The organism is Moorella glycerini (genome assembly GCF_009735625.1).
Classification (GTDB): domain Bacteria; phylum Bacillota; class DSM-521; order Neomoorellales; family Neomoorellaceae; genus Neomoorella; species Neomoorella glycerini.
This window is the reverse complement of the sequence record NZ_CP046244.1, coordinates 1,174,677-1,198,754: the sequence shown is the minus strand read 5'-3', so window position 1 is coordinate 1,198,754 and position 24,078 is coordinate 1,174,677. Positions and strand designations below refer to the sequence as shown.

The following is a 24,078-nucleotide window of genomic DNA, read 5'->3' as shown; positions in this document are numbered from 1 at the left end:
ATGCCAGCCTGGAACGAAGTTATTTTCAGGGTAGAATGATTTTCAGAGGAGGAGTGACTCTCAATCATGAGCAAAGTTCAAGAAATTATCGAAGCCGTCAAAGGTTTGACGGTCCTGGAACTCGCCGAACTGGTTAAGGCCCTGGAAGAAGAATTTGGCGTCAGCGCTGCCGCGCCGGTAGCCATGGCCGTAGCCCCGGGAGCAGCAGCCCCGGCTGAAGCCCCGGCTGAGGAGCAGACTGAATTTGACGTCATCCTGAAGTCCGCCGGCGACAAGAAGATTAACGTCATCAAGGTGGTCCGCGAAATTACCGCCCTGGGCCTCAAAGAAGCCAAAGAACTGGTAGACAACGCTCCCAAGCCGGTTAAAGAAAAGATCAGCAAAGAGGAAGCCGAAAGCATCAAGGCCAAGCTGGAAGAAGCCGGCGCCACTGTGGAAATCAAATAGTTGCCTGCTGCCAGAAGCCGGGGAACTAACACTCCCCGGCTATAATTTTGTCCTTGACATTAGTCGCCCTTTATGCTATCATAACAAAATGCCATTAATTTGCCGTCGCATGATTAAGTATTTCCTGGGACGGCAATAATAGGTAGCAGGAACTTTAGAGGTCAAAAGCGAGGTTTTCAATACCTTGCTTTTGAATTTCTTGTAGGGGGGACCCATGTTGGCTTATCCGGTCAAGGTTGGGACCAGGGAACGGTGGAGCTTTGCTAAAATCAAGGAAACCCTGGAGTTACCAAACCTGATTGAAATCCAGCGTAACTCCTACCAGTGGTTCATTGATGAAGGTTTGCGGGAAATTTTGCGGGATATTTCGCCAATCCAGGATTTTACCGGCAACCTGGTCCTGGAATTTGTTGATTATTCCCTGGGCGAGCCCAAGTACTCCCAGGAAGAATGCAAAGAGCGGGATATGACCTATGCTGCCCCCCTGCGGGTCAAGGTTCGTCTTATTAATAAAGAAACCGGCGAGGTTAAAGAGCAGGAAGTCTTTATGGGGGATTTCCCCCTCATGACGGAAAAGGGCACCTTTATCATTAACGGTGCTGAAAGGGTTATTGTCAGCCAGCTGGTCCGTTCACCGGGGGCCTATTATACGGAAAGTAAAGATGCTAGCGGGACAAATGTATACGGCGCCACCCTTATCCCCAACCGGGGTGCCTGGCTGGAGTTCGAAACCGACAATACCGAAAGCATCTACGTCCGTATTGACCGGACGCGGAAGATCCCGGCCACCGTCCTCCTGCGCGCCCTGGGCTATGCGACTAATGCCCGTATCCTGGAACTCTTTGACTTTGACCCGCGTATCCAGAATACCCTGGAAAAGGATAACACCGATTCCGAGGAGGAAGCCCTGGTAGAGATCTATAAACGCCTGCGTCCTGGTGAGCCCCCGACTGTCGAGAGTGCCAGGAACCTGCTGGAATCCCTTTTCTTTGATCCCAAGCGCTACGATCTGGGCAACGTCGGTCGCTACAAGCTGAACAAAAAGCTGGGTCATGGCGTTTTGACTCAGGAAGTTAACGGCCGGCAGGAGTATATTCGCTGCCTTACAAAAGAAGATATTATCTACGCCATCAAATACCTCCTGCGCCTTATGGATGGCGAAGTTAAACCCGATGATATCGATCACCTGGGTAACCGCCGCCTGCGTTCCGTCGGCGAACTCCTCCAGAACCAGTTCCGTATTGGCCTGGCCCGCATGGAGCGGGTAGTGCGGGAGCGGATGACCATCCAGGATGTAGATGTCATTACTCCCCAGGTGCTGATTAACATCCGGCCGGTAGTGGCGGCCATCAAGGAATTCTTTGGTTCCAGCCAGCTGTCCCAGTTTATGGACCAGACTAACCCCCTGGCCGAGTTAACCCATAAACGGCGCCTCTCGGCCCTGGGGCCCGGCGGCCTGTCCCGGGAACGGGCCGGTTTTGAAGTGCGGGACGTGCATACCTCCCACTACGGCCGCATGTGTCCCATTGAGACCCCGGAAGGCCCGAACATTGGCCTGATTGGTTCTTTAAGTACCTATGCCCGCATCAATGAGTTTGGTTTTATTGAAACCCCCTACCGGCGGGTAGATAAAGAAAAGGGCGTCGTCACCAACGAAATTGATTACTTGACTGCCGATGAAGAGGACAAGTACGTCATTGCCCAGGCCAATGCTCCCCTGGATGAAGAAGGCCATTTCTTAGAGAAGCGGGTTAACGCCCGTCATGCCGGGGAAATTGTAGTCGTGCCTGCCGACCGGGTTGATTACATGGACGTCTCCCCCAAGCAGATGGTCAGTGTGGCCACGGCCCTGATCCCCTTCCTGGAGCATGACGACGCCAACCGGGCCCTCATGGGAGCCAACATGCAGCGCCAGGCCGTACCCCTCTTAAGGACCGAAGCGCCCGTAATAGGCACTGGTATGGAATGGCGGGCGGCCCATGATTCCGGGGTGGTCGTCCTGGCGAGAAACAGCGGCATGGTGGAAAGGGTTACGGCCGGCGAGATTGTCATCCGCACCGATGCCGGAACCCTGGATACCTACCGCCTGCAAAAGTTCGTCCGTTCCAACCAGGGAACCTGCATTAACCAGAAGCCCACTGTCCGCAAAGGGGAGCGGGTAACGGCCGGGCAGCCCATCGCCGACGGCCCTTCCACAAGTGAGGGCGAACTGGCCCTGGGCCGCAATATCCTGGTGGCCTTCATGACCTGGGAAGGATACAACTATGAGGACGCCATCCTCATTAGCGAGAAGCTGGTTAAGGAAGACATTTTTACTTCTATTCACATTGAAGAATATGAATGTGACGCCCGGGATACCAAGCTGGGACCGGAAGAGATCACCCGCGATATTCCCAACGTCAGCGAAGACGTTTTAAAGGACCTGGACGAGCGGGGCATCATCCGTATCGGTGCCGAGGTACGCCCGGGTGACATCCTGGTAGGTAAAGTTACTCCCAAGGGCGAGACGGAGCTGACCGCCGAAGAGCGTTTGCTCAGGGCCATTTTTGGCGAAAAAGCCCGGGAAGTGCGAGATACCTCCTTGAGGGTACCCCACGGGGAGTCGGGTATTGTCGTCGATGTCAAGGTCTTTTCCCGGGAGAACGGTGATGAGCTGGCCCCCGGGGTTAATGAACTGGTCCGGGTTTACGTCGCCCAGAAACGGAAGATTTCCGTAGGTGACAAGATGGCCGGCCGCCACGGGAATAAGGGCGTTATCTCCCGCATCATGCCGGAAGAGGATATGCCCTTCCTCCCCGACGGTACGCCCATTGAAATTGTGTTAAATCCCCTGGGCGTGCCCTCCCGGATGAATTTAGGCCAGATCCTGGAAACCCACCTGGGCTGGGCGGCTAAAACCCTGGGGATTAATGTAGCCACCCCGGTTTTTGATGGTGCTTCGGAAGAGGAGATTAAGGCTAAACTAAGGGAAGCCGGCCTGCCTGAAGACGGCAAGACCATCCTTTATGACGGCCGTACCGGCGAGCCTTTTGACCGTCCCATTACCGTAGGCTATATGTATATGCTGAAACTGGCCCACCTGGTGGATGACAAGATCCATGCCCGGTCCACCGGCCCCTATTCCCTGGTTACCCAGCAGCCCCTGGGCGGTAAAGCCCAGTTTGGCGGCCAGCGTTTTGGGGAAATGGAGGTCTGGGCCCTGGAAGCTTACGGTGCGGCCTATACCCTCCAGGAGATCCTGACGGTAAAATCCGATGACGTCGTCGGCCGGGTCAAGACCTACGAGGCCGTTGTGAAAGGGGAAAATGTCCCGGAACCCGGGGTACCGGAATCCTTTAAGGTATTAATTAAAGAGCTCCAGAGCCTGGGGCTGGATGTCAAAGTCCTCTCGGAGGAAAACGAAGAAATCGAGATTAAAGAAGACGATGATGATGGTGTCGAAGCGGCCCAGGATCTGGGCCTGGACATCCAGGGCCAGCCTGAAGCAGAGCCGGGAGAGGCTGTCGATGAAACCGAAGAAGAAGACCTGGACTTTGATCCTGCCGACCTTGATCCCGGCGAACTGGAACTGGAGGTTGAAGGAGATGATTTTGACAGTGATTTTACAGTGATAAAACCGCGGGCCAGGGTAGTCCCGGGCGGCAAATATGACGAAGAAGAAATTTAAGGTCTTCAAGGGGGGCAGGAATAATGCTGGATGTAAGCAACTTTGAGCGCATGCGGATTGGCCTGGCTTCACCGGAACAGATCCGGGCCTGGTCCAGCGGCGAGGTGAAGAAACCGGAAACCATCAATTACCGCACCCTGAAGCCGGAGCGCGATGGCCTTTTCTGCGAACGCATCTTTGGCCCCACCAAAGACTGGGAGTGTCACTGCGGTAAATACAAGCGGGTCCGTTACAAGGGCATTGTCTGCGATCGCTGCGGGGTGGAAGTAACCCGTTCCAAGGTGCGCCGGGAGCGGATGGGCCATATTGAACTGGCAGCCCCTGTCTCCCACATCTGGTACTTTAAAGGCATCCCCAGCCGCATGGGCCTCATCCTCGACATGTCACCCCGGGCCCTGGAGAAGGTTCTTTACTTCGTCTCCTACGTGGTTATCGATCCTGGTGATACCCCCCTATTGAAGAAACAGCTGCTCACCGAGGCTGAGTACCGGGAGTACCGGGATAAGTACGGCAACCAGTTCCGGGCCGCCATGGGGGCCGAGGCCATTAAGGAACTCCTCCAGGAAATCGATCTTGACCAGCTGGCCGCCGAATTGCGCCAGGAGCTGAAGGACAGCAGCGGCCAGCGCAAGATCCGGGCCATCCGTCGCCTGGAAGTGGTAGAAGCCTTCCGGGCCTCCGGCAACCGTCCCGAGTGGATGATCCTGGATGTCATCCCGGTGATACCCCCGGAACTGCGGCCTATGGTCCAACTGGACGGCGGTCGCTTTGCCACCTCTGATCTCAATGATCTCTACCGCCGGGTAATCAACCGCAACAACCGTTTGAAAAGGCTCCTGGACCTGGGGGCGCCGGACATCATTGTCCGCAATGAAAAGCGCATGCTCCAGGAAGCCGTGGACGCCCTGATTGATAACGGCCGCCGCGGCCGGCCGGTGACCGGCCCCGGCAACCGTCCCCTGAAGTCTTTAAGCGACATGCTTAAAGGCAAGCAGGGCCGTTTCCGCCAGAACCTGCTGGGCAAGCGGGTTGACTACTCGGGCCGCTCGGTAATAGTTGTCGGGCCAGAACTAAAAATCCACCAGTGCGGCCTGCCCAAGGAAATGGCCCTGGAACTCTTCAAGCCCTTTGTTATGAAACGGCTGGTGGATAAAGGCCTGGCTCATAATATAAAAAGTGCCAAGCGCATGGTGGAACGGGTAAAGAATGAAGTCTGGGACGTCCTGGAGGAGGTTATCGCCGAGCACCCGGTCCTGTTAAACCGGGCGCCGACCCTGCACCGCTTAGGTATTCAGGCCTTTGAGCCGGTACTGGTGGAAGGCCGGGCCATCCAGATTCACCCCCTGGTCTGCACGGCCTATAATGCCGACTTCGACGGCGACCAGATGGCTGTTCACGTTCCCCTCTCGGCCGAGGCCCAGGCCGAGGCGCGCCTTTTAATGATGGCCGCCCACCATATCCTGAACCCCAAGGACGGCAAACCGGTCGTTTCGCCGACCCAGGATATGGTGCTGGGATCCTATTACCTGACTACCGTAAGCCACGGGGTCAGGGGCGAAGGGCGGGTATTTGGCAGCTACGAGGAGGCCTATATGGCTTATCTCAACAAGGACATTGACGTCCACGCCCTGATCAAGGTGCGCCTGGAAGACGGCAAGCTCCTGGAGACGACCATTGGCCGCCTGATTTTTAACCGGGAAATCCCCATCCCCAAAGAACTGGGTTACTATAACTGTGAAGTTGATAAAAAGAAGCTGACGGAGATCATCGCCCGTTGCTATAAACTCCTGGGGACGGAAGCTACTGCCACATTGTTGGACGGCATCAAAAAAGTGGGCTTCCATTACTCCACCCTGGCCGGCTTTACCATTGGCATCAATGATATCGTTGTGCCTGAGGAGAAAAAGGAGATAATCGCTGAGACGGAAGCCGCAGTAGAGAAAATTGACCAGCAATACCGCAAGGGGTTAATCAGCGAGGAAGAGCGTTACCAGAAGGTCATCAGCCTCTGGAATAACGCCACCGATACCCTGACCAAACAGCTCATGACGGGTATGGATAAATTCAACCCCGTCTTCATGATGGCCAATTCCGGAGCCCGCGGTAATGTCCAGCAGATTCGCCAGCTGGCCGGGATGCGGGGCCTCATGGCCGACCCGGCCGGCCGGATTATCGACCTGCCCATCAAGGCCAACTTCCGCGAAGGCCTGACGGTGCTGGAGTACTTTATTTCTACCCACGGCGCCCGGAAGGGCCTGGCCGATACGGCTTTAAGGACGGCGGACTCCGGTTACCTCACCCGGCGCCTGGTGGACGTGGCCCAGGATGTTATTGTCCGGGAAGACGACTGCGGTACCCCGGCCGGCATTGAAGTGGAGGAGATCCACGAAGGCAACCAGGTAATCGAAAAGATGGAAGAACGCCTGACCGGGCGTTATGCTCTGGAGGATGTCTACCACCCGGAAACCGGTGAACTCCTGGTAGCCGCCGGCACCATGATCAGTGATGAGGCGGCCCGGGCCATTGTGGCTGCCGGTATTAAAAAGGTAAAGATCCGTTCCGTCCTCACCTGCCGGACCCGCTACGGCGTTTGCCGTAAATGCTACGGCCAGGACCTGGCCACGGGTAAGGATGTAGAAATTGGCGAAGCCGTGGGGATTATCGCCGCCCAGTCCATCGGCGAGCCCGGTACCCAGCTAACCATGCGGACCTTCCATACCGGCGGTGTGGCTGGTGAGGACATCACCCAGGGTCTGCCGCGGGTAGAAGAACTCTTTGAAGCCCGCAAACCCAAAGGCCAGGCCATTATTGCCGAGACTACCGGCACTATTACTGCCATTAACGAGATCCGGGGCCGGCGGGAGATTGAAATCACCGACGCCAATGGTGAAAAGTTCTCCTACCATGTTCCCTATGGTTCCCGCTTGAAGGTTAACGAAGGCGACCACGTGGCAGCCGGTGACGAGTTAACGGAGGGTTCCGTTAATCCCCACGACCTGTTAAAGGTAAAGGGTGTCCGGGGCGTCCAGCTTTATCTCCTGCGGGAAGTGCAGCGGGTTTACCGCCTGCAGGGGGTGGACATCAACGACAAGCATATTGAAGTGATGATCCGCCAGATGCTGCGTAAAGTCAAGGTGGAAGATGAGGGTGATACCGATCTCCTGCCCGGCACCCTGGTGGACGCCTTTGAATTTGAAGAGGTAAACCTGAAGGTCCAGGCCAGCGGCGGCAAGCCGGCCACGGCCCGGCCGGTGCTGCTGGGCATTACCAAGGCCTCCCTGGCGACGGATTCTTTCCTGTCGGCGGCCTCCTTCCAGGAAACGACGCGGGTGCTGACGGAAGCAGCCATCAAGGGCCGGATCGATCCCCTCCTGGGCCTGAAAGAGAACGTCATTATCGGTAAGCTGATCCCGGCCGGTACCGGCATGAGCCGCTACCGGCAGCTAAGGGTAATAACCCCGGAAGACGGCGAGGAAGGCGCGGTTGCCTCAGAATCTGTTGACACGGCGATCGGAAAATGATAGTATAAGAAAGTGCGACTGCCCAGGGGAGGTTGAATTATGTCCTACGAACGTTTGCAGGTGGCCAAAAAACGAGTGGTAGGCACCAAACAGGTCACCAAAGCGGTAATGAAGGGGACAGCCCGGGTGGTCTATGTAGCCAGGGATGCCGAACCCCATGTAACCGGGCCGTTAATTCAGCTTTGCCGCGAGCGGGGTGTAGAAATAGTCGAGGTAGACTCAATGAAAGAGCTGGGGCGGGCCTGCGGTATCGAAGTAGGTTCAGCCTCAGCCGTCATCCTGGAAGAATAGCCGGGGAAGGAGGTGGAAGGAATGCCGACAATCCAGCAACTGGTACGTGAGGCAAGGGAAAAGGTAGTCAAAAAGTCGACGGCACCTGCCTTAAAGGAATGTCCCCAGAAGCGGGGTGTCTGCACCCGTGTTTATACAACTACACCCAAAAAGCCCAATTCGGCCCTGCGCAAGGTAGCCCGGGTACGCCTGACCAATGGCATTGAGGTAACCGCCTACATCCCCGGTATTGGTCATAATTTGCAGGAACACTCGGTGGTCCTGGTAAGGGGGGGCAGGGTGAAGGACCTGCCGGGCGTCAGGTATCATATTATCAGAGGTACCCTCGATTCTGCCGGCGTCCAGAACCGTAACCAGGGCCGTTCCAAGTACGGGGCCAAACGGCCCAAAAAGTAGTGGTAAGGGGGGATAAGGGTTGCCAAGGCGAGGCAGTGTTCCCCGGCGGGAGGTTTTACCGGACCCGCTTTATGGGAGTACCAAGGTTACCAAATTAATTAACCAGGTCATGCTCAATGGTAAAAAATCGCTGGCCCAGCGGATTTGCTATGACGCCTTCGACACCATCAGGAAAAAAACCGGTAAAGAGCCGGTGGAAGTTTTTGAACAGGCCCTCAAAAATGTCATGCCACTCCTGGAAGTTAAGGCCCGCCGGGTGGGTGGTGCCAACTACCAGGTACCGGTGGAAGTGCGGCCGGAAAGACGGCAAACCCTGGGCATCCGCTGGCTGGTAAACTACGCCCGGGCGCGTAGCGGCAAGAGTATGGCCGAAAAACTCGCTGCCGAGTTGATGGATGCCGCCAATAATACCGGCGGTGCCGTCAAGAAACGCGAAGATACCCATAAGATGGCGGAAGCCAACAAAGCCTTTGCTCATTACCGGTGGTAGGTGTGGGGGTCAGGGGCCCAGGAACTGGAGGTCTCACCTCACAGCGGCCTCCGGTACCTGAAACCTGATTACAAGAAGGGATGAAACTTTATGGCTAGAGAATACCCACTGGAAAAAACGAGGAATATCGGCATCATGGCCCATATTGATGCCGGTAAGACTACTACCACCGAGAGGATACTTTTCTATACCGGCCGCGTGCACCGTATGGGCGAAGTGCATGAAGGCAATGCAACTATGGACTGGATGGTCCAGGAACAGGAACGAGGTATCACCATTACCTCGGCTGCTACTACCTGCTTCTGGCGGGACCATCGTATTAACATTATCGACACGCCAGGCCACGTGGATTTTACCGTGGAAGTAGAACGCTCTTTGCGCGTCCTGGATGGGGCCATAGCTGTCTTCTGTTCTGTAGGCGGGGTCGAACCCCAGTCGGAGACTGTCTGGCGCCAGGCGGATAAATACGGCGTACCCAGGATTGCCTATATCAATAAAATGGACCGGATCGGGGCTGATTTTTACCGGGGCGTCAGGATGATTGCCGACCGCCTGGGAGCCAATCCGGTGCCCATCCAGTTGCCCATCGGTGCTGAAGAAAATTTCCGCGGCCTGGTAGATTTGATCCGGCTGAAGGCCATTTACTACACTGACGATTTAGGGACCGCCATTGAGGAAGGGCCTGTGCCGGCCGACATGGAAGACCTGGTGCGTGAATACCGGGAGAAATTGCTGGAGGCTGTGGCCGAAAGCGATGAAGAATTAATGCTCAAGTACCTGGAAGGGGAAGAGCTGACCGAAGAGGAGATTAAGGCCGGTATTCGCAAGGCAACCATTGCCGTCAAGATGGTGCCGGTTCTCTGCGGATCTTCGTTTAAGAACAAAGGTGTTCAGCCCCTGCTGGATGCGGTGGTAGATTTCTTACCTGCGCCCACCGACGTGCCGGCCATCCAGGGCATTGACCCGGAAACAGGCTCCGAGGACGAGCGCCATTCCAGCGATAACGAGCCCTTTGCCGCCCTGGCCTTTAAAATCATGGCCGATCCTTATGTGGGCAAGTTAACCTTTTTCCGGGTTTATTCCGGGACCATCAAATCTGGCTCTTATGTTTATAATTCCACCAAGGGCCGCCGGGAGCGGATCGGCCGTATCTTACGCATGCACGCCAACCACCGGGAGGAAGTTGACGAGGCCTACGCCGGCGATATCGCGGCAGCGGTGGGCTTGAAGGAAACGACCACCGGCGATACCCTGTGCGACGAGCAACATCCCATTGTTCTGGAGGCCATGGAATTTCCCGAGCCGGTTATTTCCGTAGCCATTGAGCCCAAAACTAAAGCCGACCAGGAAAAGATGAGCCTGGCCCTCCAGAAACTGGCCGAGGAAGACCCGACCTTTAAGATGCATACCGACCCCGAAACCGGGCAGACCATTATCTCCGGCATGGGCGAACTACACCTGGAGATTATCGTCGATCGCCTGCTGCGGGAGTTTAAGGTGGGGGCCAAGGTCGGCCGGCCCCAGGTGGCCTACAAAGAGACCATTCGCCGGCCGGTCAAGGCCGAAGGCAAGTTTATCCGCCAGACGGGTGGCCGCGGCCAGTACGGCCACGTGATTATTGAAGTAGAACCCCAGGAGCACGGGAAGGGTTATGAGTTTGTTAATAAGATCGTCGGCGGGGTTGTACCCAAAGAGTATGTCCCGGCAGTTGACGCCGGCGTCCAGGAAGCCATGGCCAACGGCGTCCTGGCCGGTTACCCGGTAGTAGATGTGCGGGTGTCCCTGGTGGACGGTTCTTACCACGAGGTCGACTCTTCGGAAATGGCCTTTAAGATTGCCGGTTCCCTGGCCTTCAAGGATGCCGCCAAAAAGGCCCAGCCGGTTCTCCTGGAACCGGTCATGAAGGTCGAGGTTGTGGTGCCGGAAGAATATATGGGCGATGTGATTGGCGACCTGAATGCCCGCCGCGGCCGGGTGGAAGGTATGGAGCCCCGGTCCGGCGCCCAGGTCATCCGCGCCCTTGTTCCTCTGGCCGAGATGTTCGGTTATGCCACCGACCTGCGGTCCCGGACCCAGGGCCGGGGTACCTACGTCATGCAGTTTGATCATTATGAAGAGGTACCCCAGAATATCGCCGCCGAGATTATCAGCATACGCCAGGGAGCATAGGGGAAGAAAATTTTTCTCAATAATGGAGGAGGCAAAACCACCCATGGCCAAACAAAAATTTGAACGCAAGAAACCCCACGTCAACGTGGGAACCATCGGTCACGTTGACCACGGCAAGACGACGCTGACGGCAGCCATCACCTTCTGCCTGGCCAAAGCCGGGGGGGCCGTACCCACGGCCTACGACCAGATCGACAAGGCACCGGAAGAGCGGGAACGAGGCATCACCATAGCCACGGCCCACGTGGAGTACGAGACAGAAAAGCGGCATTACGCCCACGTCGACTGCCCGGGGCATGCCGACTATGTCAAGAACATGATCACCGGTGCGGCCCAGATGGACGGGGCCATCCTGGTAGTATCGGCAGCCGACGGCCCCATGCCCCAGACGCGGGAACATATACTTTTAGCGCGGCAGGTAGGGGTACCTTACATTGTCGTTTTCATGAACAAAGTGGACCAGGTAGACGACCCCGAGCTGTTAGAGCTGGTAGAGATGGAAGTGCGGGAACTGTTAAGCGAATACGAATTCCCGGGTGACGAGATACCCATCATCAAAGGCAGCGCGCTGAAAGCCATGGAATGCGGCTGCGGCAAGCGGGAATGCGAATGGTGCAGCAAGATCTGGGAACTGATGGACGCGGTAGACAGCTACGTGCCAACCCCCGAACGGGACGTCGACAAACCCTTCCTGATGCCCATCGAAGACGTGTTCACCATTACCGGCCGGGGCACGGTGACCACCGGCAGGGTAGAGCGGGGCAAAGTGAAGGTAGGGGATGAAGTAGAGATTATAGGCTTAAGGGACCAGGTACGGAAGACGGTAGTGACGGGGGTAGAGATGTTCAGGAAGATCCTGGACGAAGCGGTAGCCGGGGACAACATCGGTACGCTTCTCAGGGGTGTAGAGCGCAAAGAAGTAGAACGGGGGATGGTGCTGGCCAAGCCGGGGTCCATCAAACCCCACACCAAATTTAACGCGGAAGTATACGTGCTGACCAAAGAAGAAGGTGGGCGGCATACACCCTTTTTCAACGGTTACCGGCCGCAGTTTTACTTCCGGACGACGGACGTGACCGGGGTAGTGAAACTGCCCGAAGGGGTAGAGATGGTGATGCCCGGGGACAACATCCGCATGACCATCGAGCTCATTACCCCCATAGCCATTGAAGAAGGCTTACGGTTTGCCATCCGTGAAGGCGGCCGCACCGTGGGCGCCGGCGTCGTGACCGGGATTATCGAGTAATTACCAGGCCAGGGATCAGGCTTTATGCCTGATCCCGTGCCATGAAGGAGGGTAAATATCCCATGGCCAGGCAGAAGATCCGCATTCGCTTAAAGGCCTTTGATCACCGCCTGTTAGACCAGTCATCCCAAAAGATTGTCGAGACTGCCAGGCGCACCGGGGCGGTAGTATCCGGACCTATCCCGCTGCCGACGGAGAAGAATATCTTTACGATCTTACGCTCACCCCATGTAAATAAAGATTCCCGGGAGCAGTTTGAAATGCGGACCCACAAGCGTTTAATCGACATTCACGAGCCAACGCCCAAGACGGTAGACGCATTAATGCGCCTGGATCTCCCGGCAGGGGTTGACATTGAGATCAAGCTGTAGGGGGTAAGAGCAGGTGCGCAAGGGTATTTTAGGAAAAAAGATAGGCATGACCCAGATCTTTGATGAGGCCGGCCGGACCATTCCGGTAACGGTAGTCCAGGCCGGGCCCTGTATCGTCATCCAGAAAAAAACCGTAGCTACCGATGGTTATGAAGCCCTGCAGGTAGGTTTTGAACCAGTTAAAGAAAAAAGGGTCAATAAACCCTTGCGGGGACATTTTAGCAAGGCCGGGGTAACCCCTTTCCGTTATGTCCGGGAACTCCGGTTAGAAGATATTAAGGATTATCAAGTGGGGCAGGAAATTAAAGCCGATATTTTTAGCCCCGGCGAAAAGGTTGATGTTACAGGTATATCCAAGGGTAAAGGTTTTGCCGGCGGCATTAAACGTCACGGCTTTCACCGTGGCCCCATGGAGCACGGTTCCAAGTATCACCGCCGTCCCGGGTCCCTGGCGGCCAAAGGACCGGCCCGGGTCTTTAAGGGGCGTCGCCTGCCCGGGCACATGGGCGCCGAAAGGGTCACTGTGCTGGGCCTGGAGGTTATCAAGAATGATCCCGAGCGTAATCTCCTGTTGATCAAGGGTTCCGTCCCGGGCCCGCGCCAGGGGCTGCTGGTAATTAAGAATTCGGTAAAGGGAGGCTAACAGGCAATGCCCAGAGTAGCCGTGTACAATATCCAGGGCCAGCAAGTAGGGGAAATTGACCTTGATGACCGCATCTTCGGCGGCGAGGTTAACGAAGCTGTCCTCCACCAGGCTGTGGTCATGCAGCTGGCCAGCCGGCGCCGGGGCACGGCAGCAACTCGCGGTTGGGCCGAAGTCAGCGGCGGTGGCCGCAAACCCTGGCGGCAAAAGGGAACCGGCCGGGCCCGGGCGGGCAGTATTCGCTCACCCCTGTGGCGTGGCGGGGCGGTAATTTTTGGTCCCCAGCCCCGGGATTATGGTTACAAGTTGCCCAAAAAAGTGCGCCGTTTAGCTCTACGTTCGGCCCTGGCGAACAAGGTGCGCGAAGGCAACATCATTGTCCTGGATGAGTTAAAGCTGGCCAAACCCCGGACAAAGGATATGGTTACTATTCTCAAGGCCCTGGATGTAGAGGATAAAGCCCTGGTAGTTACGGCAGGCAAAGATCCCAATGTCGAGCTATCGGCCCGCAATCTACCGGGAGTAACTTGTTTAACCTCGGCGGGGCTAAACGTTTATGATCTCCTGGCCCATGACAAACTGGTTATTACCAAAGATGCCGTGGCCCGGGTACAGGAGGTGCTGGCTTAATGCGGGCTCCCGAAGAAATTATCATTCAACCCCTGGTAACGGAAAAATCCACCGGCCTGATGGCGGAAAATAAATATACTTTTTTAGTAGATCCCGGGGCCAATAAGATTGAAATCAAGCATGCCATCGAGAAACTCTTCAACGTCAAAGTATTAAAGGTCAATACCCTCATGGACCGCGGTAAAATGCGCCGGGTAGGTCGTTTCCAGGGGCGGCAACCCGACCGGAAAAAAGCCATTGTCACCCTGAAACCCGGCGATAAAATCAAGGTCTTTGAAGGGCTGGAGTAGCTTAAAATTAAGGGGAGAAGTAAGATGGCCATTAAGAAGTTTAAACCGACATCACCCGGCCGGCGGCAGATGACGGTATCTACCTTTGCCGAGATTACGGCAACGGAACCCTACAAACCCCTGGTGGCCCCTTTGAAGAAAACCGGCGGGCGCAATAACCAGGGACGGCTCACCGTCCGGCACCGGGGCGGGGGACACAAGCGCCTTTACCGGATAATCGATTTCAAACGTGATAAAGATGGCATTCCCGGCCGCGTGGCAACCATTGAGTACGATCCCAACCGTTCGGCCAATATCGCCCTGATTAATTATGCCGATGGGGAAAAGCGCTATATCCTGGCCCCGGAAAACCTGCAGGTCGGCGATAAGATCATCAGCGGTCCCGGGGCGGATATAAAAACCGGTAACGCGCTACCTTTAAGCCAGATACCGGTCGGCACCATAGTCCACAACATCGAGCTTAAACCCGGCAAGGGTGGCCAGATGGTCCGGGCGGCCGGGGCCAGTGCCCAGCTCATGGCCAAAGAAAACGGTTATGCCCTCCTGCGGTTACCTTCGGGAGAATTACGTAAGGTGCAGGAAGAATGCCGGGCTACTATTGGCCAGGTGGGCAACCTGGACTGGGAAAACATCACCTTTGGTAAAGCCGGGCGCAGTCGCTGGTTGGGTATCCGGCCAACGGTGCGCGGTGTGGTCATGAATCCGGTGGATCACCCCCATGGTGGCGGCGAAGGAAAAGCTCCGGTAGGCCGCAAGCACCCGGTAACACCGTGGGGTAAACCGGCCCTGGGCGTTAAAACCCGTAAAAAGCGGAAGCCTAGCGACAAACTTATTGTCAAGCGCCGGAACAAATAAAGGGGTGGAAGGAGGTTCCTTTTCATGGGCCGCTCCCTGAAAAAAGGGCCATATTGTGATGAAAAGCTCCTCAAGAAAATTATTGAAATGAACGAGAAGGGCACTAAACGGGTGATTAAAACCTGGTCCCGCCGTTCAACTATCTTTCCGGAGATGGTGGGCCATACCATTGCCGTCCATGACGGCCGCAAGCACGTGCCAATTTACATTACCGAAGATATGGTCGGTCACAAGCTGGGCGAATTTGCTCCCACCCGTATCTTCCGGGGGCACGGCGCCCACACGGAGCGTTCCACAGCGCTGAAGTAGGGGGTAAACAGGATGGAAGCAAAAGCGGTAGCTAAATATATCCGGATTTCCCCGCGGCGCGTCCGCCAGGTAGTTGATTTAATTCGCGGCAAAGGAGTGCGGGAAGCAGAGGCCATCCTCATGGTCACGCCCAAAAGGGGGGCCCGGGCCGTTGCCAAGGTTTTAAAATCGGCCGTCGCCAATGCCGAGCATAATTACGACCTGGATGCCGGCGAACTGGTTGTCACCCGCGCTTATGTTGACGAAGGGCCGACCCTGAAACGCTACCAGCCGCGGGCCATGGGACGGGCCAATATCCGGCGGAAACGCACCAGCCATATAACTGTGGTGGTTGGGGAAAAGGAGGACTGATTTCGTGGGTCAAAAAGTTCACCCCAAGGGATTGCGTATTGGGATTATCCGCGATTGGGACTCCCGCTGGTATGCCGGCAAGGAGTATAAAACCTTGCTCCATGAAGACCTGAAAATACGCGAGTTCATCAAAAAGCGCCTTTACCAGGCGGGCATTGCCAGTGTAGAAATTGAACGGGCAGCCAATCGCGTCAAGGTAATAATCAATACTGCCAGGCCGGGGGTTATCATCGGCCGCGGTGGTACCGAAGTTGAGGCCCTGCGGAAGGAACTGGAGCGTTTAACCGGTAAACAGGTTAACCTGAATATCGTCGAGGTTAAAAAACCGGAGCTCAATGCCCAGCTAGTGGCTGAAAATATTGCTGCCCAGCTGGAAAAAAGAATTGCTTTCCGGCGGGCCATGAAGCAGGCCGTAAGCAGGGCCATGCGCCTGGGGGCATTAGGTATAAAAATAGCCTGTGGCGGCCGCCTGGCAGGGGCAGAAATCGCCCGCACCGAGTGGTACAGCGAGGGCAAGGTACCTCTGCACACCTTAAGGGCTGATATCGACTACGGTTTTGCTGAGGCCAATACCACCTATGGTAAAATAGGTGTCAAGGTATGGATTTATAAAGGAGAAGTATTGCCTGAACGGGCCAGGGTCCAGGAAGGGGGCCGCAAATAATGTTAATGCCCAAAAGGGTAAAATACCGCAAACCGCACCGGCCAGGCACCCGGGGTAAGGCTACCCGGGGGAATGAGATCCACTTCGGGGACTACGGGTTGCAGGCCCTGGAACCGGCCTGGATCACCAGCCGCCAGATTGAGGCTGCCCGTATTGCCATGACCCGCTATATTAAGCGTGGCGGCAAGGTGTGGATCAAGATCTTTCCCGATACCCCCATTACGGCCAAACCGGCTGAAACCCGGATGGGCAGCGGCAAGGGGGCACCAGAGTACTGGGTGGCCGTTGTTAAACCGGGGCGGATTCTTTTTGAAATGGCCGGAGTTACCGAAGAGGTAGCCCGTGAGGCAATGCGCCTGGCCTCCCACAAGCTGCCCATTAAAACCAAGTTCGTAAAACGGACGGAAGTGGGTGGTGAGGTCAATGAAAGCTAAAGAGATTCGCGAATTGACCACCGAAGAGCTGCTGCAAAAGGTAGGCGAACTGAAGCAGGAACTGTTTAACCTGCGTTTCCAGCTGGCCACCGGGCAGATAGATAATCCCATGCGCCTGCGGGAAGTCCGCCGCAGTATCGCCCGGGCCAAGACAATCCTGCGGGAACGGGAACTGCAACGGGAACGGGCATAAAGACGATAATGGTACAGGAAGGGGGCAGGCCCTTTGGAAAGAAACTACCGTAAAACCCGGATCGGCAGTGTAGTGAGCGATAAAATGGACAAAACCGTGGTGGTGGCTGTGGAAAACCGGGTACGTCACCCGTTACTCGGTAAAATTATCCGCAAAACCACGAAATTCAAGGCCCATGATGAAAAAAATGAATGCCGCGTCGGCGATAAAGTCAAGATTATGGAAACCCGTCCTTTAAGCAAAGATAAACGTTGGCGGGTAGTGGAGATCCTGGAAAAAGCCAAATAGGCTTATTTCCGCCGGGAAGGAGGTAAAGGATGATCCAGCAACAGACGATCCTCAAAGTCGGCGACAATACCGGCGCCAGGAAATTGATGTGCATTCGCGTCCTCGGCGGTTCCAAAAGGCGTTATGCCAGTGTGGGTGATGTGATTATTGCCTCCGTTAAAGAGGCAACGCCAGGGGGCGTAGTAAAGAAGGGCGACGTCGTCCGGGCGGTAGTGGTACGGACGACAAAGGCTTTAAAGCGTGAAGACGGTTCCTATATCCGCTTTAATGAAAATGCGGCGGTAATCATCAACGAACAAAACAACCCCCGGGGTACGCGTATCTTCGGGCCGGTAGCCAGGGAACTGCGGGATAAAGATTTTATGAAGATCATTTCCCTTGCTCCTGAGGTACTTTAAAAGGGGAAAAATAGCCGTACCATTTTGGCGGCGGGCAGGTATAGGTGGTTAGAAGAAACCGTGCGCTGCTATTTTTAAGGAGGTGGCATTAAATTGCCCCCATCAAAGGTACACGTCAAGAAGGGCGACCTGGTCATGGTAATTACCGGTAAAGATGCCGGTAAAAAAGGTAAAGTCTTAAGCGTTGATCGAGCTAAAGGCCGGGTCATTGTGGAAGGGGTAAATATTGTCAAACGGCACACCCGTCCTACCCCCAGGACGCCCCAGGGCGGGATTATAGAAAAGGAGGCCCCGGTGGCCAGCAGCAATGTCATGCTGTTCTGCAACAAATGCAACCGGCCCACCAGAATCGGGAAACAGTTCCTGGCCGACGGGACCAAGACCCGGGTGTGTAAAAAGTGTGGCGAAGTAATTGATTAAGCCCAGGTAAAGGAGGGCTGGATGTGGCCAGACTGAAGGAAAAGTACCTGACAGAGATTCGCAAACTCTTGCAGGATAAATTCGGCTACAAAAATGTCATGGAAATCCCCAAACTGGAAAAAATCGTCGTGAACATGGGTGTGGGCGAGGCTACCCAGAATCCCAAAGCCATTGAGGGTGCCGTCCAGGACCTGATGGCCATTACCGGGCAAAAACCCATTGTTACCAAGGCCAAAAAATCTATTGCCGCCTTTAAACTTCGCCAGGGGAACAGTATCGGTTGCAAGGTAACCCTGCGGGGTGAAAGGATGTATGAGTTTCTGGACCGCCTGATCAACGTGGCCCTGCCCCGGGTCAGGGATTTCCAGGGAGTGTCGCCCAATTCCTTTGACGGCCGTGGCAACTACTCCCTGGGACTGAAAGAACAGTTGATTTTCCCGGAGATTGAATACGACAAAATCGACAAAACCCGGGGCCTGGAAATAACCATGGTGACGACGGCAAAAAGCGATGAGGAAGCCCGGGAACTCCTGCGCGGCTTCGGTATGCCGTTCCGGGAACAGTGATAAGGAGGAAATCCATGGCTAAGAAATCTTTACGTATCAAACAAGCGCGTCCCCAGAAGTTTAAGGTACGCGCATATAACCGTTGCCTGCGCTGTGGCCGTCCCCATGCTTACATGCGGAAGTTCGGCCTGTGCCGTATTTGTTTCCGCGAGCTGGCCTACAGGGGAGAGCTTCCTGGTATAGTGAAAGCCAGCTGGTAAGGGCGGGACGAGAAGGAAGGGGGTAGTTCAAGGTGATGACCGATCCCATTGCTGATTTCCTGACCCGCATTCGTAACGCCAACATGGTCTACCAGGAGAAGGTGGAAGTACCGGCTTCCAAAATGAAGCGGGCGATAGCTGAAATCTTGAAGAACGAAGGTTATATCAAGAACTACGAGTACATCGAAGATGGCAAGCAGGGTATCTTGAGACTTTATCTCAAGTATGGTCCCAATAAGGAAAAGGTTATTACGGGCATAAAACGGATCAGCCGCCCGGGGCTCAGGATCTATGCCAGGAAGGGAGAAATTCCCAAAGTCCTGGGGGGGCTGGGGGTGGCTGTAATCTCTACCAGCAAAGGGATACTCACGGATAAACAGGCCCGCCGGGAAGGCGTCGGCGGTGAAGTTATCTGTTATATCTGGTAAGGCTGGGAGGTGTTCAGGTGTCACGTATAGGCAGAAAGCCGGTGCAGGTACCGGCAGGGGTAGAAGTAAGCATTGACGGCAACACGGTAACGGTAAAGGGGCCCAGGGGAAAACTTACCCGCCAGTTCCCGGCCGAGATTACCATTAGCCGGGAAGGGGATGTACTGGAGGTCAGCCGTCCCTCGGATGCCAAGCCCCATCGCGCCCTGCATGGCCTTTCCCGGGCCCTGCTGCAGAATATGGTTGACGGCGTCACCAAAGGCTTTCAAAAAAGCCTGGAGCTGGTAGGAGTAGGCTACCGGGCCGCCAAGCAGGGGAACAAACTGGTGCTGACGGTAGGTTATTCCCACCCGGTAGAAATAGTACCGGGGGAAGGGCTGGAGATTGAAGTGCCGGCCCCCAACAAAATAATCGTTAAAGGCATTGACAAAGAAGCGGTAGGGGCCCTGGCGGCCAATATTCGCGACGTCCGCCGCCCGGAACCTTATAAGGGTAAAGGTATTAAGTATGAAGATGAGTATATCCGGCGCAAAGTTGGTAAGACCGGCGCCAAGGGTGGCGCCAAGGGCGGTAAGAAATAGGGGGTAAAGGAATGTTCAAAAGGAAAGACTGCAAACTCACGCGGCAGCGGAAGCACCTGCGGGTGCGGCGGCGTATAATGGGCACTCCTGAACGGCCCCGTTTGAGTGTCTACCGCAGCCTGCGCCATATTTACGCCCAGGTGGTGGACGATACGCAGGGTGTTACCCTGGTGGCTGCCTCAACCCTGGACCCGGCTTTAAAAGACCTGGAAGCTACCGGGAATATAGCTGCTGCCAGGAAAGTTGGCGAACTCGTCGCCCAGAAGGCCCTGGCTAAAGGGATTAAGAAAGTTGTCTTCGACCGGGGTGGCAATATTTACCATGGTCGCATAGCTGCCGTAGCTGAAGGCGCCCGGGAAGCAGGGCTGCACTTTTAAGAGGGAAGGAGGGGAAAAATGGCGCGCATTGAAACCAAGGACCTGGAGCTGGCGGAAAAAGTTGTCCATATCAACCGCGTAGCTAAAGTAGTAAAGGGCGGCCGGCGCTTTAGTTTTTCTGCCCTGGTAGTTATTGGTGACGGTAAAGGCCATGTGGGCGCTGGCTTAGGCAAGGCCAGTGAAGTACCGGAAGCCATCCGTAAAGGCATTGAAGATGCCAAAAAGAATCTTATTAAAGTACCAATGGTGGGCACGACCATTCCCCACGAAGTTATGGGCCATTTCGGCGCCGGGAAAGTGTTGCTCAAGCCTGCAGCCCCCGGTACCGGAGTCATTGCCGGGGGACCGGTACGGGCGGTCCTGGAGGCTGCCGGCATCAGGGATATCTTGACCAAGAGCCTGGGATCGGCCAACCCCAATAACGTCGTTTATGCCACCATCGAAGGTTTGAAGGGGCTGAAGAGGGCTGAAGAGGTAGCCCGCCTCCGGGGCAAAACTGTGGCCGAGCTGATTGGCTAGGAGGAGTAGAGTTGGCATTGGCAAACTTGAAGATTACCCTGGTAAAAAGCTTAATCGGTCGACCGGAAACGGAAAGAAAGACGGCCCGCGCCCTGGGCCTAAAGAAACTCCATGCGGAAATAATCCGCCCTGATTCACCGGTGATCAGGGGCCAGGTAAAGAAACTGGCCCACCTGGTGAAGTGCGAGGAAGTAGAATAGGAGGTGACAGGGGTGCGCCTGCATGAGTTACATCCAGCCCCGGGTTCCAGGTTTAAAGCTACCCGGGTAGGGCGGGGTATCGGGTCCGGCCTGGGTAAAACCTCCGGCCGTGGTCATAAAGGGCAAAAAGCCCGCTCCGGTGGCGGTGTCCGCCGTGGCTTTGAAGGTGGCCAGATGCCCTTGAGTCGCCGCCTGCCTAAAAGGGGCTTCACCAATAAGTTTGCCCGCCAGTTAACAGCCATTAATGTCGGCGAACTGGAACGCTTTGCACCGGAAACCGTGGTGACGCCGGAAGTCCTGGCCAGGGCCGGTCTGGTCAAGCAGGCCAGGCATGGTGTCAAAATCCTGGGCGATGGTGAACTGACCAAGCCCCTGACCGTCAGGGTTCAGGCTGCCAGCCGCCAGGCCATTGCCAAGATTGAGGCCGCCGGCGGCAAAGTTGAGGTGATGTAGGTGTTAAATACCCTGGTTAGCGCCTGGAAGCTGGAAGACCTGCGGAAGAAGATATTCTTTACCCTGATGATGTTTATCGTCTTCCGCCTTGGCGCCCATGTGCCCTTGCCGGGAATTAATAATGCCGTCCTGCAGGAACTAGTTCGTGGCGGTACTATATTGGGTTTTTTTGATGTCATTTCCGGTGGGGCCTTCAAGCGTTTTACCGTCTTTGCCATGGGCATTATGCCCTACATCAATGCCTCGATCATCATGCAGCTCCTGACGGTGGTCATCCCGGCCCTGGAACGACTGGCCAAAGAAGACATCGAAGGCCGCAAAAAGATCGTCCAGTATACCCGCTACGGGACGGTCGTTTTAGGCCTCCTCCAGGCCCTGGGTATGGCCCTGTATCTCGCTCGCTCGGGGGCCTTCTTAAGGCCGGGTCTGCATAATTACCTGGTGGTAGCAGTAATGCTTACGGCAGGAACGGCTTTCCTCATGTGGCTGGGGGAATTAATTACGGAAAGGGGTATTGGTAACGGCATTTCCCTGATTATCTTCGCCGGGATTGTTTCCCGTCTACCGGCTGGTGCCGTTAGCATCTACCAGTACCTTACATCTGGTGAGGTAAGTATCATATCCTTACTCCTCTTTGCCATCATTGCCGTGGTAATCATTGCTGCCGTAGTGGCCATGCAGCAGGGAGAACGCCGCATTACCGTGCAGTATGCCAAGCGGGTGGTGGGCCGGCGGATTTACGGCGGTCAGAGTACCCATATCCCGTTAAAGGTCAACCAGGCCGGGGTTATTCCCGTGATCTTTGCCATGTCTATCCTGATGTTTCCCAGCACCCTGGCTTCCTGGTTCCCCCACAGCAGCCTGGCCCAGGCTATCGTCAGGTTTTTTGACCCGCGGTCGGCTTTTTATATGATCCTCTATGCGCTGCTGATTATCTTCTTCACCTATTTCTACACGGCCGTTACCTTTAATCCCCAGGATGTGGCCGATAACATGAAGAAGTATGGCGGCTTTATCCCGGGTTTGAGACCCGGCCGGCCGACGGCCGAATATATTGAAAGGATCTTAACCCGGATAACCCTGGCCGGGGCGATTTTCCTGGCCTTTATCGCTGTGTTGCCCAATATTCTCATGGCCATTACCGGCATTAACGTCTACTTTGGCGGCACTTCCCTCCTGATTGTGGTTGGCGTAGCCCTGGAAACCATGAAACAGCTGGAGTCCCACCTGTTGCTGCGGCACTACCAGGGCTTTATGAAGTAAATACCGGGAGGCTGAAAAGGATGCGTTTGGTATTGCTGGGGCCACCCGGGGCCGGCAAAGGCACCCAGGCCGGGGTAATCAGTGAACGCTTAGGTGTCCCCCATATTTCCACGGGGGATATGTTCCGCCGGGCCATCAAGGAAGGTACCGAATTAGGACGCCAGGCTGAAAAGTACCTGCAAAGTGGGGGCCTGGTACCCGATGCCGTAACCATTGGCCTGGTCCAGGAACGCCTGAGCCAGCCCGACTGCTGGCAGGGGTTTCTGCTGGACGGTTTCCCGCGGACGGTGGCCCAGGCCGAAGCCCTTGATGCCTGGCTGGCCGGGAGGAAGGAAAAGCTGGACGCGGTTATTAATATTGAGGTGCCGCGGGAGGAACTCCTGGAGCGCCTGACAGGACGGCGGGTCTGCCGCCAGTGCGGGGCCACCTATCATCTCCAGTACAATCCACCGGCGGAGGCCGGCAAATGCGACGTTTGCGGCGGTGAACTCGTCCAGCGAGCCGACGACACCGCGGCTACCGTCAGCAAACGCCTGGATGTCTACAACGAGCAAACGGCGCCCCTCATTGCCTATTACCGCCAGCGCGGCCGTTTAAAAGAAATTGACGGTAGCCGGGACATTGCGGCCGTAACCCGGGCCATCGGTACGGCCCTGGGAAGAGACTGGCAATGATTATTTTAAAGTCGCGCCGGGAAATAGCCCTGATGCGCGAGGCGGGACGGATCGTGGCCCGGACCCTGGCTAAACTCAAAGAGCATATCATCCCCGGGGTAACTACCGCCGAACTGGACCGGATTGCCGAGGATTATATCCGGGATAATGGTGCCGTGCCAGCCTTTAAGGGCTACCAGGGCTTCCCGGCCAGCATCTGCGCTTCTGTTAATGAAGAAGTCGTTCACGGCATCCCAGGTTTAAAGCAACTGGCAGAAGGGGATATTATTAGTATTGACATTGGCGCGGTAAAAAATGGTTACGTTGGTGATGCCGCGGTTACCTTTCCAGTTGGCGCTATTGACGCCGAGAAGCAGCATTTACTGGCAGTTACTGAAGCCGCCCTTTATGAAGGCATCAAACAGGCAGTCGTGGGCAACCGGCTGACTGATATATCCCATGCTATCCAGACTTATGTAGAGAGAAATGGCCTCTCGGTAGTCCGTGATTATGTAGGCCATGGTATAGGCCGGGCTATGCATGAAGATCCCCAGGTACCGAACTTTGGTTCCCCGGGTTATGGCCCCCGCCTGCGGGTGGGGATGGTCCTGGCCATTGAACCCATGGTTAATGCCGGTACCTATGAGGTTTATACCCTGGCCAATCGCTGGACAGTAGTGACCAGGGATAAGAAACCTTCGGCGCACTTTGAGCATACGGTAGCTGTGACGGATAATGGACCGGAAATCCTGACGTTACTCTAAC

At 55.7% G+C, this 24,078-nt stretch carries 32 protein-coding genes; all 32 read left to right on the top strand.

Going from position 1 to position 24,078, the window contains the following annotated elements:
• Window positions 1–66: 66 nt before the first annotated feature.
• Window positions 67–447, top strand: coding sequence for a 50S ribosomal protein L7/L12 (rplL, locus tag MGLY_RS05940; protein ID WP_156272504.1), 381 nt, complete (start codon window positions 67–69; stop codon window positions 445–447).
• 217 nt (window positions 448–664) lie between these two features.
• Window positions 665–4,114 (top strand): DNA-directed RNA polymerase subunit beta, encoded by a 3,450-nt coding sequence (rpoB, locus tag MGLY_RS05935; protein WP_170291194.1) that lies wholly within the window; start codon window positions 665–667, stop codon window positions 4,112–4,114.
• 23 nt (window positions 4,115–4,137) lie between these two features.
• The gene (gene rpoC, locus MGLY_RS05930) at window positions 4,138–7,635 is read left to right on the top strand and encodes a DNA-directed RNA polymerase subunit beta' (protein ID WP_156272503.1); all 3,498 of its coding nucleotides are present in this window, start codon (window positions 4,138–4,140) and stop codon (window positions 7,633–7,635) included.
• A 39-nt stretch (window positions 7,636–7,674) separates the two neighbouring features.
• A complete protein-coding gene (locus MGLY_RS05925) occupies window positions 7,675–7,926 on the top strand; it encodes a ribosomal L7Ae/L30e/S12e/Gadd45 family protein (RefSeq protein WP_156272502.1) in 252 nt (83 codons plus the stop codon).
• A gap of 21 nt (window positions 7,927–7,947) precedes the next feature.
• On the top strand, window positions 7,948–8,322 hold the full coding sequence (gene rpsL / locus MGLY_RS05920; protein WP_054938436.1) for a 30S ribosomal protein S12: 375 nt from the start codon (window positions 7,948–7,950) through the stop codon (window positions 8,320–8,322).
• 19 nt (window positions 8,323–8,341) lie between these two features.
• Complete coding sequence (rpsG, locus tag MGLY_RS05915; protein WP_156272501.1) at window positions 8,342–8,812, top strand: 30S ribosomal protein S7; 471 nt, start codon at window positions 8,342–8,344, stop codon at window positions 8,810–8,812.
• 90 nt (window positions 8,813–8,902) lie between these two features.
• Entirely contained in the window at window positions 8,903–10,981 is a 2,079-nt protein-coding gene (fusA, locus tag MGLY_RS05910; RefSeq protein ID WP_156272500.1) for an elongation factor G, read from the top strand.
• 43 nt (window positions 10,982–11,024) lie between these two features.
• The gene (gene tuf / locus MGLY_RS05905; protein ID WP_156272499.1) at window positions 11,025–12,227 is read left to right on the top strand and encodes an elongation factor Tu; all 1,203 of its coding nucleotides are present in this window, start codon (window positions 11,025–11,027) and stop codon (window positions 12,225–12,227) included.
• A gap of 62 nt (window positions 12,228–12,289) precedes the next feature.
• The gene (gene rpsJ / locus MGLY_RS05900) at window positions 12,290–12,598 is read left to right on the top strand and encodes a 30S ribosomal protein S10 (RefSeq protein WP_054937170.1); all 309 of its coding nucleotides are present in this window, start codon (window positions 12,290–12,292) and stop codon (window positions 12,596–12,598) included.
• Window positions 12,599–12,611: 13 nt separating this feature from the next.
• A complete protein-coding gene (gene rplC / locus MGLY_RS05895; RefSeq protein ID WP_156272498.1) occupies window positions 12,612–13,241 on the top strand; it encodes a 50S ribosomal protein L3 in 630 nt (209 codons plus the stop codon).
• Window positions 13,242–13,247: 6 nt separating this feature from the next.
• Window positions 13,248–13,871 (top strand): 50S ribosomal protein L4, encoded by a 624-nt coding sequence (gene rplD, locus MGLY_RS05890; protein WP_156272497.1) that lies wholly within the window; start codon window positions 13,248–13,250, stop codon window positions 13,869–13,871.
• A complete protein-coding gene (gene rplW, locus MGLY_RS05885) occupies window positions 13,871–14,161 on the top strand; it encodes a 50S ribosomal protein L23 (protein ID WP_156272496.1) in 291 nt (96 codons plus the stop codon). Before rplD ends, rplW begins: the two co-directional genes overlap by 1 nt.
• A 24-nt stretch (window positions 14,162–14,185) precedes the next feature.
• Complete coding sequence (gene rplB, locus MGLY_RS05880) at window positions 14,186–15,016, top strand: 50S ribosomal protein L2 (protein WP_156272495.1); 831 nt, start codon at window positions 14,186–14,188, stop codon at window positions 15,014–15,016.
• Window positions 15,017–15,040: 24 nt separating this feature from the next.
• Window positions 15,041–15,325 (top strand): 30S ribosomal protein S19, encoded by a 285-nt coding sequence (gene rpsS, locus MGLY_RS05875; protein WP_156272494.1) that lies wholly within the window; start codon window positions 15,041–15,043, stop codon window positions 15,323–15,325.
• Window positions 15,326–15,337: 12 nt separating this feature from the next.
• Window positions 15,338–15,676, top strand: coding sequence for a 50S ribosomal protein L22 (gene rplV / locus MGLY_RS05870; RefSeq protein WP_156272493.1), 339 nt, complete (start codon window positions 15,338–15,340; stop codon window positions 15,674–15,676).
• 4 nt (window positions 15,677–15,680) lie between these two features.
• Window positions 15,681–16,340, top strand: coding sequence for a 30S ribosomal protein S3 (gene rpsC / locus MGLY_RS05865; RefSeq protein ID WP_156272492.1), 660 nt, complete (start codon window positions 15,681–15,683; stop codon window positions 16,338–16,340).
• Complete coding sequence (rplP, locus tag MGLY_RS05860) at window positions 16,340–16,774, top strand: 50S ribosomal protein L16 (RefSeq protein WP_054937162.1); 435 nt, start codon at window positions 16,340–16,342, stop codon at window positions 16,772–16,774. Before rpsC ends, rplP begins: the two co-directional genes overlap by 1 nt.
• Window positions 16,764–16,967 carry a 50S ribosomal protein L29 gene (rpmC, locus tag MGLY_RS05855; RefSeq protein ID WP_062280814.1) on the top strand — a complete coding sequence of 68 codons (204 nt, stop codon included), beginning with the start codon at window positions 16,764–16,766 and terminating at the stop codon, window positions 16,965–16,967. Before rplP ends, rpmC begins: the two co-directional genes overlap by 11 nt.
• A 33-nt stretch (window positions 16,968–17,000) precedes the next feature.
• Window positions 17,001–17,255: a 30S ribosomal protein S17 gene (rpsQ, locus tag MGLY_RS05850; RefSeq protein ID WP_156272491.1), complete on the top strand. Its 255-nt coding sequence runs from the start codon at window positions 17,001–17,003 to the stop codon at window positions 17,253–17,255.
• A 29-nt stretch (window positions 17,256–17,284) separates the two neighbouring features.
• Window positions 17,285–17,653 (top strand): 50S ribosomal protein L14, encoded by a 369-nt coding sequence (gene rplN, locus MGLY_RS05845; RefSeq protein ID WP_054937159.1) that lies wholly within the window; start codon window positions 17,285–17,287, stop codon window positions 17,651–17,653.
• A 93-nt stretch (window positions 17,654–17,746) separates the two neighbouring features.
• Window positions 17,747–18,073 carry a 50S ribosomal protein L24 gene (gene rplX, locus MGLY_RS05840; protein WP_156272490.1) on the top strand — a complete coding sequence of 109 codons (327 nt, stop codon included), beginning with the start codon at window positions 17,747–17,749 and terminating at the stop codon, window positions 18,071–18,073.
• A gap of 23 nt (window positions 18,074–18,096) precedes the next feature.
• Window positions 18,097–18,639, top strand: coding sequence for a 50S ribosomal protein L5 (rplE, locus tag MGLY_RS05835; RefSeq protein ID WP_156272489.1), 543 nt, complete (start codon window positions 18,097–18,099; stop codon window positions 18,637–18,639).
• Between the two features lie 14 nt (window positions 18,640–18,653).
• Window positions 18,654–18,839: a type Z 30S ribosomal protein S14 gene (locus tag MGLY_RS05830; protein WP_156272488.1), complete on the top strand. Its 186-nt coding sequence runs from the start codon at window positions 18,654–18,656 to the stop codon at window positions 18,837–18,839.
• A 35-nt stretch (window positions 18,840–18,874) separates the two neighbouring features.
• A complete protein-coding gene (rpsH, locus tag MGLY_RS05825; RefSeq protein WP_054937156.1) occupies window positions 18,875–19,267 on the top strand; it encodes a 30S ribosomal protein S8 in 393 nt (130 codons plus the stop codon).
• Window positions 19,268–19,284: 17 nt separating this feature from the next.
• Window positions 19,285–19,848 carry a 50S ribosomal protein L6 gene (gene rplF, locus MGLY_RS05820; protein ID WP_156272487.1) on the top strand — a complete coding sequence of 188 codons (564 nt, stop codon included), beginning with the start codon at window positions 19,285–19,287 and terminating at the stop codon, window positions 19,846–19,848.
• An 11-nt stretch (window positions 19,849–19,859) separates the two neighbouring features.
• Window positions 19,860–20,225 carry a 50S ribosomal protein L18 gene (gene rplR / locus MGLY_RS05815; protein WP_156272486.1) on the top strand — a complete coding sequence of 122 codons (366 nt, stop codon included), beginning with the start codon at window positions 19,860–19,862 and terminating at the stop codon, window positions 20,223–20,225.
• Window positions 20,226–20,243: 18 nt separating this feature from the next.
• Entirely contained in the window at window positions 20,244–20,744 is a 501-nt protein-coding gene (rpsE, locus tag MGLY_RS05810) for a 30S ribosomal protein S5 (RefSeq protein WP_156272485.1), read from the top strand.
• Between the two features lie 17 nt (window positions 20,745–20,761).
• The gene (gene rpmD / locus MGLY_RS05805; RefSeq protein ID WP_156276225.1) at window positions 20,762–20,944 is read left to right on the top strand and encodes a 50S ribosomal protein L30; all 183 of its coding nucleotides are present in this window, start codon (window positions 20,762–20,764) and stop codon (window positions 20,942–20,944) included.
• A 12-nt stretch (window positions 20,945–20,956) separates the two neighbouring features.
• A complete protein-coding gene (rplO, locus tag MGLY_RS05800; RefSeq protein ID WP_156272484.1) occupies window positions 20,957–21,397 on the top strand; it encodes a 50S ribosomal protein L15 in 441 nt (146 codons plus the stop codon).
• A complete protein-coding gene (gene secY / locus MGLY_RS05795; protein WP_156272483.1) occupies window positions 21,398–22,660 on the top strand; it encodes a preprotein translocase subunit SecY in 1,263 nt (420 codons plus the stop codon). It abuts the gene before it with no gap.
• A gap of 20 nt (window positions 22,661–22,680) precedes the next feature.
• Window positions 22,681–23,334 carry an adenylate kinase gene (locus MGLY_RS05790; protein ID WP_156272482.1) on the top strand — a complete coding sequence of 218 codons (654 nt, stop codon included), beginning with the start codon at window positions 22,681–22,683 and terminating at the stop codon, window positions 23,332–23,334.
• Window positions 23,331–24,077 carry a type I methionyl aminopeptidase gene (map, locus tag MGLY_RS05785; protein ID WP_156272481.1) on the top strand — a complete coding sequence of 249 codons (747 nt, stop codon included), beginning with the start codon at window positions 23,331–23,333 and terminating at the stop codon, window positions 24,075–24,077. The genes MGLY_RS05790 and map overlap by 4 nt, the downstream gene beginning before the upstream one ends.
• Window position 24,078 lies beyond the last annotated feature (1 nt).